This is a genomic window from Hyalangium gracile (assembly GCF_020103725.1).
Taxonomy (GTDB): domain Bacteria; phylum Myxococcota; class Myxococcia; order Myxococcales; family Myxococcaceae; genus Hyalangium; species Hyalangium gracile.
This window is the reverse complement of sequence record NZ_JAHXBG010000046.1, coordinates 35,335-49,885: the sequence shown is the minus strand read 5'-3', so window position 1 is coordinate 49,885 and position 14,551 is coordinate 35,335. Positions and strand designations below refer to the sequence as shown.

The 14,551-nt window shown below is 63.0% G+C and carries 8 protein-coding genes; 4 read left to right on the top strand and 4 right to left on the bottom strand.

Annotation, left to right across the window (positions count from 1 at the left end; genetic code table 11):
* Positions 1-119: 119 nt before the first annotated feature.
* Complete coding sequence (locus KY572_RS45890; protein WP_224250146.1) at positions 120-431, bottom strand: hypothetical protein; 312 nt, start codon at positions 429-431, stop codon at positions 120-122.
* Positions 432-1,086: 655 nt separating this feature from the next.
* On the opposite strand from KY572_RS45890, the gene KY572_RS45885 reads away from it, so the two are divergent.
* The 4 genes from KY572_RS45885 to KY572_RS45870 all read left to right on the top strand — a co-directional run bounded on the left by KY572_RS45885 (position 1,087) and on the right by KY572_RS45870 (position 5,442).
* Positions 1,087-3,912, top strand: a complete 2,826-nt coding sequence (locus tag KY572_RS45885) for an SEC-C domain-containing protein (RefSeq protein WP_224250145.1) — start codon at positions 1,087-1,089, stop codon at positions 3,910-3,912.
* A 273-nt stretch (positions 3,913-4,185) separates the two neighbouring features.
* The gene (locus tag KY572_RS45880; RefSeq protein WP_224250144.1) at positions 4,186-4,536 is read left to right on the top strand and encodes a helix-turn-helix domain-containing protein; all 351 of its coding nucleotides are present in this window, start codon (positions 4,186-4,188) and stop codon (positions 4,534-4,536) included.
* A 271-nt stretch (positions 4,537-4,807) separates the two neighbouring features.
* The gene (locus KY572_RS45875) at positions 4,808-5,116 is read left to right on the top strand and encodes an HNH endonuclease (protein WP_224250143.1); all 309 of its coding nucleotides are present in this window, start codon (positions 4,808-4,810) and stop codon (positions 5,114-5,116) included.
* A 23-nt stretch (positions 5,117-5,139) separates the two neighbouring features.
* Positions 5,140-5,442, top strand: coding sequence for an HNH endonuclease signature motif containing protein (locus KY572_RS45870; protein ID WP_224250142.1), 303 nt, complete (start codon positions 5,140-5,142; stop codon positions 5,440-5,442).
* Positions 5,443-7,647: 2,205 nt separating this feature from the next.
* On the opposite strand, the gene KY572_RS45865 is transcribed toward KY572_RS45870, so the two are convergent.
* The 3 genes from KY572_RS45865 to KY572_RS45855 all read right to left on the bottom strand — a co-directional run bounded on the left by KY572_RS45865 (position 7,648) and on the right by KY572_RS45855 (position 14,522).
* Positions 7,648-8,613 (bottom strand): nucleotidyltransferase domain-containing protein, encoded by a 966-nt coding sequence (locus tag KY572_RS45865; RefSeq protein WP_224250141.1) that lies wholly within the window; start codon positions 8,611-8,613, stop codon positions 7,648-7,650.
* Positions 8,614-8,648: 35 nt separating this feature from the next.
* Entirely contained in the window at positions 8,649-10,454 is a 1,806-nt protein-coding gene (locus tag KY572_RS45860; RefSeq protein WP_224250140.1) for an SAVED domain-containing protein, read from the bottom strand.
* Positions 10,455-10,577: 123 nt separating this feature from the next.
* A complete protein-coding gene (locus KY572_RS45855; RefSeq protein ID WP_224250139.1) occupies positions 10,578-14,522 on the bottom strand; it encodes a patatin-like phospholipase family protein in 3,945 nt (1,314 codons plus the stop codon).
* Between the last annotated feature and the right edge of the window lie 29 nt (positions 14,523-14,551).

Below are 14,551 nucleotides of genomic sequence, written 5' to 3'. Positions count from 1 at the left end.
AACCTCGTAGGCCCCGAGGCTCGACGGTTCGACAACACGGCGCTCCTTCGCTTTCTGCGCCTACCGAAATAGGTTCTAAGGCTGATACCCACCAGCGCACTTGGATTTCTGATGCTGCGTCAGCCAGCGGGCGGGGCCCTCTGGCGGGGTTTGAGCATCCGCTCGACGTGCGCGTCGAAGCATCCCAGGATGATGTCCGTCCGTTCCTTCTGGCTGCCCACGAGAAACCGGACGTGCAGCAGCAGGCACGCGCGGCTCAGGCGCGGCTTTACCGCGTAAAGGCGCAGTAGGAAGGGGTGGACGCCCTTCTTGGCCAGCGCGTGCTCGCGAGCCATGGACTCGTTGAGGGTTTGGCAGAGGCACTTTGCCTCCGCGAACGTCATCGGCCGGAACAGGCGGCAGTTCCGGACTGCGTGGATGATCTTCTTCACGGTGTCCTCCATGCGGCGCGCGCACGAAGGGCGTGGAGTCCGCGTAGCGCGCGCGGTGCGCGCCAACGGGCGCAGGGTTGTGAGTGGGGTAGGGACTTCGAGATGACTCGACGCTTGGGCGCTACGACGGACAACTCCAGCGGGTTGCTGTCGTGGTCATCCGAGCGTCAGCGGAGGAAACTCCGCCAAGGGCTTATACCCGGGGAGGAGGGCTGGATTGTGCAAGGGCAGGGGCAGGGTGCTCGTCGTAACTGATCGCCGTGCCCCGTTCGAGACGAGGAGAGGGAGTTGCCTGCCGAGCCAGAGGAAGACGTGAGGCGGACGCTGCGTCAGCATCCTGTGTGCCCTGTGCCCAACTTCCAGTGGCATCGGGCTGTCCGGCCGGAGGCTCAGGAGAAGTGGATACTCCATCGCCACGATGCTGGGCGAGCAGTTACTCTGCTCGTCTCTTCAGGCTTCGGCTCTTCCCCTGCTTGATGACTCTCTCGCCCCTTTGACAGGGCCCCCATTCGTCTTGTGCTCCGGCAGAAGCTATAGTGCTCGCGCGAAGGCTACGCGCGCGGGAGCGCAGGGGCGCGTTAGGGTATCTGCCTTCATCGACCGCTTACGGCTTCGCTCAGCGGCGCATCGAACGTATCCTGCGCGGGGGAATGGCATGGACGAAGGCCGTCCGGTGGTGGTCGACACGGCTCAGCTGACTCGTATCGAGGCTGTCCACCGTGGTTTCCTGTTCCAGCATTTGTACGCCGCCCGGAGCCTGCTGCTGACTCCGGGCACGGACGTGTTGGCCGTTATCGTAGAAAGCGACGAAGACGTCGAGATCGTTCGTGCGAATGGCCGGACCTATGTGCAAGTGAAGTTCCGCGCCGGGCCACTCGGCAACACTGACATTGAGGCTGCGCTCGAGCGCTTCGACACGTACAGGCGATTGCATCAATCTGGAGCGCGCCCGGAGGAGGCGGTGTTCGTCATCGCGACGAACGCCCCGCTGACGCCGTCTCTCGCGAACCGCGTGGCAGACCCGAGCTGGCCGAGAGATGTTCGTATCGACTATCCCGGCAGCGCAGCGTCCGGTGACCCCGTCACTCCGATCTCGCCCGCAAGCCTAGCGGATGCATTCAACGTGTGTCGGGAACTCGCTGCCCGCCTGCCGTATGCTCTGCTGTCGCCCGAAACGCTCGTCTGGAAGCTCGCCGGGGCGGTGATGGCGGCGGCCAGCGGAGCGGCACCTCGCGCCGATCATGCATTCCGTCCAGATGAACTGACAGGGCTCTTCGAACAGATCGTCGTTCAGTTGCAAGACTTCCCGGCGCCACCGTCCGTGTACCGCGCGCAAGCGGACGAGCCAACTTTGCTCGCAGATGCGCCACTGCGGTTGATCGCCGGCTATTCGGGCGCGGGTAAAACGGCTTGGGTGTCCCAGGCCGCTCTGCATACGGTGGGTGACCTCGCCTACTACGATCTCCGCGAGGTGCCGGGGCCGAGCCTGGCGTCCGGTCTGGCGCGTGACTTGGCGGCGCGCATCTACGGTGCCTCAGGTGGCAGGCTCGGCGAAGTGCTATTGCCGGGCGCCTCTGGTTTGGAGATCCTGAAGGGGCTCGCGCGTCGCCTCGTCTCCGAGGGCCGGAAGCTGACTGTCGTGCTCGATAACGCGCACGACCCGCAGCCGGTCGACGTCGAAGCCGCCGTGCGCGCCGCGTCTGGGCTGAACTTCGTTTTGTTGTGCCAGCCCGGAGCGCACCAACTGGAACTTGCCCGACGGCTCGGGGTCGAGCCAGAGACTCTGCACGGCTGGTCACCCGATGCCATAGCGGCCGAAGCGGCTTCCATGAACTGCCGGGCCAATCTTGCTGATTGCCAGGCGCTGCTCGCCCTTACCGGTGGTCTGCCACTCTACGTGCAGAATGCTTTAGCCGTAGCGCGCTCGGAGCTTGGCGGCGACGTGGCTGCTTTGTGCGCTCAGTTCTCCGCCCTGACTCATTCTGTCGAAACCGTCCAGGAATTGATCCTGTCCCGCACTGTCGACGCCTTGTCGGGGCCCGCTCGGCACGCCTTGGGCGTGCTCAGCCTGAGCGACGTGCCCCTGTCCCACGATGAGATTGTCGGCGTTGTGACGGCGTCACTGGGCATCGACGTGCGAGCGGTCGCGGGATTGTTGCGCGGGCTGCGTACCGCGGCGGTGCTAGAGGTGTTCGGCGGCGACCACCTCAAGATTCATGACGCTTTTCGGCTCCTTGGTCGAGCGCAACTTGCGAGCCTGGGAGCCGACAGCGAGGCTGCGGCATACCGCAGTCTCCGGGATGTGCTTCGGAGATCGCTGAAGGCGGACTGGAGTTACCCTAAGCTGAAGCTCCTCTTGCGTGTCTTGGCGGAAACGGAGGACATCAAGACGCTCGTCCAGCTCGGGACCGACGAACTCTTTCACGAGATGGGTCTGTGGCCGGAGATAGAGGCTCACCTGCACGCCGCAGCGGGATCCGACAGCGTCGATCCCGAGTCGCGCTTCTGGGCTCTGGACGGAATCGTCTTCAATGCTCTGCGGGAAGGCGGCGATGTCCGACCTCACATAGAGCGCATGAAGCGCTTGGTCGCCGACCACGCTCTCGGCCAGGACGAACGGCTCGCGGTCAGCCTGAAGGAAATGATGCTGCTCGCGCGCGAAGGACGGGCAGACGCGGCGATGCGCGTCAAGACCGAGGCCCAAGCCGCGCTCAAGGCGACCCCGGCTTACCAGCGCATTTTCCGCTACAACGCTGCGGTCGCGCTCCACCATCTCGGCGATCACGACAAGGCCGCGTCCGAAGCGCTCGCGGTGGCTCAGGAGTACTACGACCTGCTCGGACTCACGCCCCAGGTCGTTCTTGGCCGTAATGCGTCTGAACTCCGCCCGCTGCTAAAGCGGAGTGACGATGTCGTCGACCATTGCAAGCATCTCGCGGACTGCTTGGACCTATGCGCCAAGGCGGTGAACGCGGACGGCGCGGATGTCGCGTTCGCGCGCATTCACGCGATGAAGTTCTATGAACTCGCACAGGCGCCGGAGTCGCTGATCCGCGTCGGGCAGGACGTCGTAGACGAGTTCATAGGCCGCTGCGACTACGTCGGAGCCCGGCAGGTCTTCGAGACCAACATCCTGCCCAACCTGCAGCGGCTCAAGCTTGCGGCCTACGTCATTCCCGTGAGATCGCAGTATGCTGTCACGCTGGCATACTGCGGAGACTTCAGAGGCGCTGAGGCCGAGATGGCACGGCTCGCGCCATATGAGGCGGGGCTCTCTGCCAATGGCCGCCTCGAGTTGCAAAGGCAACGCCAGCTCATCGCTAAGCTGAGACGGGACCCGCCCCCTCCTCAGTGGCTGCCGCCGCCGGGCTTTCCTTTGCCGGATGCGGAGCCGCGCCACGCCGAACGGCTGAGGAAACTCGGCCGCAACGAACTGTGCTTCTGCGGCTCGGGCAAGAAGTACAAGAAGTGCCACGGCTGACGCCGGCGGCTGAGACTGCCCAAGTTCCGGGACATCCCGAACGTAGTGAAAGAGCCCGGGGACCTGCGGGGGGGGCGCGAGCCCTATCTGCCGAGGTGTTGCCCGTTCTCAGAAGAGGATGGTGGGTGAAGGTAGGGAGAAACTGCCAGCTGGCCCCTGACCAGCTGCGTCATTAAAGCTGCTCGGCAGACCCACTTGACGGCCGTTCAGGCTCTGCTACTTTACGCACTTGCATATGCGAGTGCGTGCGCAAGGGCGTACGCGAGAACGGAGATGGCACTGATGACAGGCAACGCGATCAAGGAGCTGCGGACCGAACTCGGAATGACCTCGAGCGCGTTCGCGCAGCTGCTTGGCGTGAATCCATCGACGCTTTACCGGTGGGAGGCTGAAGGAGACAAGGAGGTGAAGACTGATCCGAACGCAGCGCGCATTCTCGCAGCGATCCAACAGGCTCGAGGACTGAAGGGTGGCGAGGACCTTAAGACGACGCTCGGAGGCGCGCTGCTGCTCGGCGGGGGGCTCTTCGCTCTCTTCAAGCTGCTTGAGCACCTGTTCTCGGACGACGAGGCACCAGCAGCACCCGCTACAACACCACCTGAAGTGACGAAGAAGGCCGAATAGCCGTCGTCGATGACGAAGGCATCGCCCGGCCAGAAAGGAGTGGCAAAGACGGCGAAGTGATGGAGCGGAACTGAAGCGAAAGAGGAGAGGTCGGAGCGGCAACTCCGACCTCTCAAGGCTACTGCTGCTCGGCCTGAGGGGCCTGACGGGACTGCGCAACCATTGGTGGTTTAGCCACCAAGCACGTCCTCCGTCAAGCCGACTCGAAGCGAGCGGTCAACTAGGCGCTGGAAAGGCGCCCGACGCGTCGCGTGGGAGACGAAGAGGATCGATGCTTTCTAACGAGATTATTGAAGCTGTGTTCGAGAAGACCAACGGGGCTTGCCGCTACTGCGAGAAGCAGATCGTGTTCAGCAACCACGGCGTGTACAGCCGGCGTGGCGCCTGGCAGGTCGATCATTCGGTCTCGAAGGCAAATGGTGGGACCGATCACCTGAACAACCTTTTCCCGGCCTGCATCGACTGCAACCAGGAGAAGGGCTCGCGGAACGGCGCCTCGTACATCAGGTGGCGTCGCGAGCGGAACCTGCACGTGCCCACCCGCGAGAAGCCGGGTTTCCTGGACTGGCTGTTCGGCTAGGCCCGTAGAAAGGAGGGAGAACCATGTGGTTTGAGCAGAGAAACGGCTACAAGATCTTCACCGATAGAAATGGACGGAAGAAGTCCGTCCACCGGCGGGTGATGGAGAAGCAACTGGGAGGTCCTATCCGTCGCGGGCGGGTGGTGCACCACATCAACGGGGACAAGGGCGACAACCGGCCGGAGAATCTGGTCGCGGTAACGCGTGCGGTACATGGGCGCCTCCATGGGCGGTCCCCGAACGTCTGCTACAGGTGCGGGCGCACGTCCCATTGGGTAGAGGAGTGCTACGCCACGACGGACTACGCCGGCAGGTTTCTGCGGTGACGGCGTAGTGCGTAGACGGGCTCGCTGATATGGCCTGAAAGGGGGCCTCGGGATGCTTCGAATGGGCAGTAACCTGTAGGCCCCTACCTGGTGTTGCTGGTCCTCGACACCATAAACAAAGAGTTCACCCATTTGCATGGACCCATGGGGCGAGGGGACATGCCGAAGGAAGCGAGCTCGCACCTGAAAGAAACCCGGTAGGTCCGGAGCGCGAAAAGGCGCCAAAGAGTTCCTGGAAACAGTTCCGAGAGTTCTTGGCGGAGTTCAAAGCTGTGCGGTGAAGTTGATGCTGCCCGAGGTGTCATAGATACGAGCACGACGAACATTGGGCCTTTCGTCATCGGCAACGAACCGTCTGCGGAGGTCGTTGCCGACCTGGATCCATCGATCCACTCCGACCGGCGCGAGGGTCTGTTGTCGCGGGGCGAAGTCCGTTCCTTACCGTTCGCGTTCGTGCTGGCGGATGAGGTCGCGCACAAGAGGCTGGATGGCTGGGGAGCTTCATACGGCGAACTCGAGGGTTACCGGGAGTCGGCCCAGCATGCGGAGATGCGCCATCTGGTGGTCGCCCGGGCGCTACGTGCCGGGCTCCGGGTCTTCCCTCGAAGTATCGGCATTCAAGGGATCGGGACGTTCGCGAATCTGCTCGTCACCGACGGCCAGAACATCGTGTTCATCGAGTGCCTCACCCATCCCACAGCGAAGACGGTGGCACGCAAGCGTCAGTTAGAGAGTGTTGCGCCAGTAGTCTTCATTGTCTCGCCTAACGCGGATGGCCGTGTACTTGATGAGCTTGAGCCAGGTCAGTTGTACGTTGCGCTTCCGCATCTCGGGACGTTGGCCGTACCGGGGACATATACCGGGGAGCCCTGCTCGCGGTGCGGTGCCTTCGTGCCACGCCGCTCTTATCGCCTTTATACTCGTATTCCTGCGGACGAATGGCCAGATGCGCCTTGGGCCGTGCGTCCCTTGGGCCGCCGTGCGCTTGTCTGCGCAGCATGCGAACCAGCACTGACTGAGGGGGTCCGCACGGCCACGAAGGCGAAGTGGGACGCTGCATTTCTTGAGCAGAGTCGCCAGCGTGATGCGGCTCGCTTCGAATCAACAGTTCCTCGTGTTACTGAGGAACTCGCGCGGGCTTGGGATGCGTTCAGAAAAACGTTCGATCACGTCAAGCGCAGGCACGCCGAGGCGCTTCCGTCACCCTCATGGCGCGAGACGACACTGGAACCGCTGTCGTCGGAACTTGCCGGGGACTTCGCCGCGTGGTGTCTCGGAGCGGAGTCCCGACTCTGGAACATCGCAGCCCCCGTCGCCGTTTCGCCCACTGCTTCAGACCACTATGACTTTCATCGGACCGGCACAGCTGAGGCACAGGTCGGGCCATTTCGGCTAATCGTGAAGTTTGAGGAGACGACGGAGTTTCGGTTCACGTTCGCGATCCTCGATGGCACGAGCCGCCTTGAGGGACCACTCGCGGGAGCTGCTCGGTGCTCTGGATGTGGTGCAGAGGGATGCAGTCGGTGCATTGCTTATGGGGATTATTCTGCGCCTGTCACTGAGCCTGAGAAGCGCTGCCGTGAGACTCTTGGCCATTTCCTCGCGTTACAGCTTCCGCAGTTGTTAGTGACTCAAGTTCACGTGCAGGGAGTTGGTCCCGCGACGCTTGATCGTCTCTTCTCGCTGAACCTCACGGTGCGAGGCGTGGTTGTTCGTGATCGATGGGAGGCAGCCGTGGCAAGCATCCCGCGCCTTCGGCAGAAGCAGGCCGAACTTCGTCGACGGCTGATTCCTCGGCTTCTTGAATCAGCTCGGTACGCTGCACTCCCTCCTGCGAAGCATGGGAACTTCTGTCTGGAGTGTCGCGGGCGCATGTGGTCACGGGAGCAGTGTCGTGAAGCTTTTCGTGAAGGCTGGGAATTGATGACGGCTGAGTGGGAGGGGCTCGCTCCTGACATGCGTCAGGTCAACCCACAGCCGACACGACACCGTGGCCATCGTTAGGCTAGGGGGCGAGATACCGCGAGACGAGCGCGGCGGGCGAGTAGTAATGGACGTGAGCAAGATGCTCGGTGCTGCCTTGGGCCACGCATTCAGCTGTAGCGTTCGCTCCTTCCGCCGCCTTGCCTCCCCATTGCCGCTGTCGGCGGGCCCACCTCGCTCGGCTTCGGCTCCGCACTCGCTTGAGGGCGCGGCCATCGAGCGTCACTGCTCAGGAAAGTCCTCGCCAAAGGCCTGGCGCAGTGGGCTAATGGATCGAGTCTTCCGCCCCTCCTCAAGCCATCCTCCCAGGATGCCCAGGCGCTTGTGGAACTCGATCATCTGCTGATTCGTCATGCGGGCGAACACGTCATCATGTGGTGCCTTGGGGAACAGGAGGGAGAGTCGCGGAACGTCTCGGGAGAGAGACGAATCCCAAGCTTGGCCGAATCGTTGGTGGATCTTTTGCACCAGGGCCATGGTCGCTATCAGGTCGTTGTACTCCTTGCCTGCAGCTGTGGCGTCTGCCATCGGCTGGAACCACTCGTACGCGGCGACGGTGAGGCTCAGTCCCGTGGGCGCCGCATGTCCCTCGCTGGAGAAGTGCTTGTCCTTCCAGCGCTTCAAATAGCGGATCACCCGACGGAACTGTGCGGCGTCTTCACTCGTGGAGAAGCGGTTTTCGACGGCCGTCATGAAGCCCTTGCGATCATCGTTCTGCCACTCGCGCTGGCTTTGCGCCGAGTTCTCCTTGCCGATCGCTAGGCGGAGCCCGCCTGTGTAGGGATCCTTGGCCATGATGGCAAGATCGACGTGATAGACGGGCTCTCCCTCCTGCTGGTAGTAGACCGTGATACAGGGCCGACGCCACTGGATGGCCTTGGTGTGGCCCTCGATGGCCTTGTAGACCCATCCTTTGACCTCGACGGGATCATGACTCCGGTAGTCGAGGTTGAGTTCGATCCCGACATCGATGTCGTAGTCCTTGTTGAGAGGCTTGATGCCCGTTCCCATGGCATAGCTGCCCTGGTTGAACGGCTCGAAGGTGACCTTGACGTTGCCAGGACCCTTCAGATTGTCGCGAAGCCTCTTCAGGATGCGGTCACGCTTCTCGATGAGTTCGGCGTTCTCGTCGAACCGCTTCAGTTGAATGGCCTCGTGGAAGCGCCGGAACAAGGGTTGAAATGACATGTGAGCTCCTTTGAACGGTAAGGCAGGGAGGAAGTTCAGCGGACGGTCTGCTCGAACGCCGCGCGCAAGGCGTCGAGGATCTTCTGGCTCTCGCGCTTCTGCACATGGGCGAGCAGTTCCTTGATGGAGAAGTCGAAGCGCGCTCCGTGTCGGTAGAGGCGGCCGTCATGGTAGATGGCGAGTTCAGGCACGTTCATGTGTGCGGAGTCGAGAGCGAAGTAGATGCGCTCGCTACGTGTACGGACATCGGGCCCGGCCAACTCGATGACGGGACGCTGGGCGAGAATCGCTAGGACCGTGTCGAGCGTTGTCCTGCGGCCCATCCCAGCGCCACGCTCCAGCAACAGGTATTGCCAAGCCCAGATGAGGTAACGGTTGAGTCGACGGACCTGGATCTCACGCAGCGGTGGCCCCCCATCATCGAATGCCCACATGGTATTCGTCGCGATCCGGATAAGATCCATGAAGAACCGCTGTACGTCTTCGACCTCGCGAGGGGACTGCAGCCCGGTCAGCGCATGTTCATGAAGCATTGCCCAGACGTCCGCGTGATAGTCGATCTCCTCAAGCACCTTGGGAAATCGCCCGATGCCCCGGCTTGAGAAACTGGTGAGTGCCTGAGGACCTCGGTGTGCGAGTTCATGCAGAACGAGCATGCGCAGAGCCCGCTGTTTCTCCTTGGTTTCAGGCAACCTCAGCGAGAGGCGGGTCAGCCAATGGTCGTCCAGTTGCCATACATTGAGCGTGGACTCGAGGCGAAAGCTGTCCTCGACACTGTGGGTGGGAACATCCACAGTCGACCGCGACAGAGGCGTCTCGCGCAGAGCAGGCAGGTGCAACCAAGCATGAGAAAATGCCGAATGTCCGTCAGGCCGTGCCAACAGCCCCGCAAGCCACCCTTGCGAAAGGTGTTGGGGAGGCTGGCTCGCGAAGCCCTTCATTCGCTCGAGGTCTTCCGCCAGGTGTTCGCGATCGCGCTTGGCCCGCTCTTTCTCCCCCGGACCCAAAGGGACGGGCTCCGGACGTTCCGGACCATTCACCAACACTGCAGGCACGTGATACACCGAGCTCTCAGTGTTCCGCACATATTGATAGGTTTGCACGGGAGGATGCATCGTCGGACTGATCTGGGCTCCTAGAAGGAGCGCCACACCTGGCTGTACTGACGCAAACAAGTGGATGCGGTCGACTCCAGGGAATTGATCCCCTAGAGTGTCCAGCGCTTCACGGAAGGCATGAGCGACCTTCTGCATCTCCTGCAGGTGGGAGAAGGCATCTTCGGCCGGGTGCTCCAGTGCAATGTCAATCTCCACGAGCGGTTCAGACACTACGCGCCGTGTCATCAAGGGGTCCACGACATGGGATGTCGAAACCCGGATGATCGCCTCTCCCGGCGTCCGATCCCGCTCCTCTGGCAGTTGGACGGGAGTAAGGCGGGCGGGCGGCTTCCCAGGCTCGGAGATCCACTTCCAGATCCGCTGCCCATGGTGGTGCGGGACGACCTCCACCTGCTGCCAAGTGTTGATCAAGAAGCCCAGATGGATAGCGAGCGGGACGGGTGAGGAGCCGAAGTAGATGATCCGGTAGTCGGGATGTTGCTTCTTGAGGGGAGCGAGCTTCGAACGGAACAACTCCTCCATCGTGTGCTGTACGGCACTCCAATCCAGAGAGCGGATTGCCTGCTGCGACTCCTCGGACATGTCCAAGTCGACGAGGATGTGGGGAAGCCCACGGTAGGCCTCGGGCAGCGCATCGAGCATCTCCTGATGCGCGGTGCGGAGTTGCTCAGGCTGGGAGAGAAGAATAAGTCCTTTGGGCAGCGCGTCGTTCGGTTCACTCATGGAGAGTCCAGTCCCTCATCTCCAGAGATGCCATTCGCGAAAAGATCCATCGCATGGTCGCCTCCTTTTTTTCAAAGCCCCTGGGTCAGCAGCACCCCATGTGCCGGAAGAGGAGGTAACGCCTCATCCGTGCATCGGGTCGGAAATGCACTGACGAAAGATGAGGTTCGCGGCTTTCTGCTTCTTCTCCTCCACGAACGGACACTCGAATCTCTCCCCTTGGCCTGAGTCAGAGACTTTTTCGAAGAAGGGGCACAGGAATGCATTCATGCGATTTTCGGCACGTGGGTCCTCTCTCTCGGTCCGGCGACGGAGGTCCTTGAGCTTTCCCGCGTTCCGCACGGCCCTGAGGGCTCGGGTGCGCTGGTCCTCTTGCGGCAGCCCAGCTTGCTCCAGGGCCAGGGTCCGCAGCGTCTGATAGCAGCCGTCTCCGATGGACCGGCCGACGCGCTCTGGAGCGAAGCCCGTGCTCGGTGTGAAGGCAAAGGTTGGGTTTAGGTGATCCCGCGAGGTGGGGAACACCGGAAGGATGGCGGAGTTGACGACGCCAGCAATGAGCTGGCGTTGGGAACTGTCCATGCGGCCCCCTTGCTTCGCGGCCTCGACCAGCCGCTGGATCTGACGGTCCACGGCTCGCGAGGCGCGCTGGAAGGTCCGGATCTTCACGTTGTCACGAAGGGAACCCGCTCGCGCGAAGATGGCTGGCAGGTGCTGGTAAGGCACAGGCGCCGCGTCCGTCTCCTCCGGGTTCACGTTGAGCGCCCCAACGATGAAGAGGTCTGGATTGTCTCTGCGGTCCTCCAGGGACTGGATGAGCTTCGCGTCCGGGACCTTCTCCCTGTTCTCCCAGGGCTTCAACTCATCCAGCTGAACAGAGCGCAGGACATTGATCGCCGGGATGAAGGGCAGGTTGTCGAACATCCCTCCATCTGCGAAGACGACATCGGAGCGGCCGACGCCCGGGCGGATCTGGCTCTCCCGCCGCGGGGAGAAGATCGCCGGGAAGGCGCTTGAGGCGAGCGCCGCTTCGACGATGTCATACGGCTCATCTTCTGGTGCTTCACCTCCCAGCAGCTTCAGGCTCTCGGTCCAGAGATCGGTCGCCGTCCCGAAGAAGGCAATGTGCCTGCGCTTCGGGTCCCCCGGCGGCCCCATGAAAGGTTGTCCACCCGAGCCGAGCGTCCACCAATCCGGCTCGAGGTGCGTCGACAGAGCTGCTGCCTCGTCGGAGAGATCGAGCAGCTCTCGGGCGCGCAGCTCCAACAAGGAAGTGCCCAGCAAGGCTTCACGGACATCGAGCCGAGGCAGCGTCTCCTGGCGGAGCAGATGCAGGAACTGGCGAAGGGCCTCAGCGAACTTCCCTGTCACGAAGCTCGACGCCATCTCTGCCGTCTCCCGGTGAGGGAATAGGAACATGTCGGCGAGAGCGTCGAGCAGCGCGGGAGGCGCCCCCACGGCTGCGAAGCCGGCATCCTCTCGGGCTCCCCGCTGCAGCATCCAGATCACCTCACGTGGCGAGAGGTTCACCGCTGTAGCCCGTAAGGCGAGGGTCCGCACAGCGCTCAACAGCGAGCGCGTATGCGTCACCTGCTGGTCCACCTCCAGGAAGATCTTCGCCAGCTGCTGCAGGCGCTTTCGCGCCTTCGTTTCCTCCAGATGGAAGAGCGCGCCCGTCACCGCTCCTATGAGCGTGCCCACCGAGGCACCGACGATGAGATCAGGCTGCAAACCGATCTCCAGGAGCGCCCCTGCCAACCCGACGTGGAAGGCGCCCCGGAACACGCCTCCGCTCGTCACGAGGACGACGCGGGGCCTGTCTCTCCGCAGCTGCGGGAAGTGGTCTGCCCGGAAGGGGAGCGCACTCTCCCGAGGTTGCGTGGCCTCTTTACGCTGTGCGCGTTGCAGCTCCTGGGGAACCTCCACTTCATGGGTGCAGTGCCCGCAGACCTCCGCACACCCGCCGCGCTGAGCCTGAGAGATGGCTTGCTCGCGGCGCTTCGCTACTGCTGAGAGCAGCATTTTGCATTGGAGCTTGCCAGTATCCTTTCCCTGGGGGTGGGTCAGGATCTCCCGCGCGTACAGTCGGCCAAGCGTGCGCCGACATCCTTCCGCCGTCAGGCGGAGGACCTCATCCCGCGTGGGCGCCACCTGGTTCTGGAAGGGCTCGTGCGAGGCGGGGGCGATCTCGTCCGCGTAGATGCAGCGGAGGGGCTGCATCGCGGCGCCCTGTTGGGGCTGCAAGTCGCGGATGGTTTTCTCGAGCCCCGACATGAAGTTGGTCTGGATGACCTCCAACTCCGTGTCACACCGGCGCGCCAGGCGCAGGCTCTTCTGGGCCGCCTCAACGATGTCCGGAAAACCTTCTCGTGAGGCGGCCTCGCCTAGCTCGCGCTTGTCCACGGCGATGCTGTAGACGACATGGATCCCCGGGCGTTCCGGTGTGTTCGCTCGCTCGATCTCATCGCCCAGCTTCGAGCCCTGGTCCTTCTGGCGTGGATCCAGGAACGTGAAGAGGGCCGGCAGCGGGTTGTTCCGGATTACGGCGCCGTCCACTAGGTCGGCCTGGGTGATGCGCGAGAAGTCAATCGACTGGGCGCCCTGCCATGCTTTCGAGAACCGCTCCTGAGAGAGCCGAATCGGTTCAAACAGGCCCGGCAGCGCGAGTGAGGCCCGTAGGGCTGCGATCAAGTCCGTGCCGGGAGCTGCCCAGAGCTGGTGGGTCTTGCTACCGCGCGGCTGACCCCCAGGCGCTTTCGCATCGTTGGCTTGGTCGGGCTTCCTGGGAATTGTCTGCAGTGGAGCGGCAACCAACAGGAGCTGGGAGTGCTTGAACGAGCCAATGGTCCTTGTCCGTCTGCCCCCATCCGCGAAGAGATGCGCCAGGAAATGGAGGAGGTAGAAGTCGGAGAGGAGGGCGCGGGTGATGCCCGTTCGCTCGATGAGGTACTCCACGAGCGCGGAGTTTCCCTTCGAGAAGAAATCCACGGCCTTCTGTGCCAGCCATGCGAGCGGCCTAAGGCGGTGCTGCTGAGCCAACCAGGTCGTGAGCGGGCGCAGCATGCTCACCAGCAGGCCAACGGCCACTGGAGCCGCCGCAATGATGGCTCCGAGCTTTAGGCACTGGAGCACGTCCATATCCGGGATCCACCGGGCCATGGCTGGCCAGCGAGGCAGGGAGAAAGAATGGAGTCCCCCTAGCACCATGCCCAGTCCCAGCCCGATCAGGGTGACGAACCACGTGAGGAGCAGGACAAAGATCACCGTGGATCCCAGCCAGCCACGCCAGCCAAACAGCGGGCGCAGCCGCGGGCTCCTTCGCTTTCCCGACTTCGTGGGCTGCAGGTAGTGCGCCTGGTTGAGGAACTGAGGGGTGACGACGAGGTGCAGGAGGAACTGCAGGACGCTCAAGACCGCGAGTCCCAGGAACCTCGCCGTGGCCATGCAACGCTCCCACCATGTGCCAATGTTGCGCTCCCGGGCTACGGCGCTATTGACGAACAGCCCCGCTATGTCCTTCATCTTGAGCGGGAGGTGGCAGATCCACTGCCCGAGGTGCTGGAGCAGGAACCGGCGCTTCAACGCATCACGCTCGGCTTCCTTGAGGAAAGAGTCCTGCGGGATCGCTGGGTCGGGCAATGGGCGTAGGCGGCCTCCCAGGGTCGAGAACTCGGCGAAGCTGGGGAGGCCCCGCCAGAAGACATCCAGGGGCCGGTTCGCCAGAGCGTCCAGATAGGAGCGGAACCAGCGCCAGCGCCGGGCTTCATTCCGCCCCTTCTCCTCGTGGCATGAGGCCAGCTCCTCGAAGCTGGCGGCCATGGCCGCCGCCGAGAGCGCTCCTGAGGAAATCCCCGCGATGACCGCGGGAGGAGGGCGATCCGCAGCCAGATAGGCATGGGTGACTCCTGCGGCAAATGGGGTGCCATCAACGCCTGCCGTGAAGCACACGGCCTCCAGCGAAGCGTCCCGGGGAGTGCCCAGCTCATTCGTGGTCCGCGCATCCCTTGCTCCTGCACCAACCTGCGCGCTCCGGAGCGCCTCGGGCGCTGGTATATCCGCAAACTCTTTCATGATCCCCCCAGGGCTGGCGCTGCGTGCAA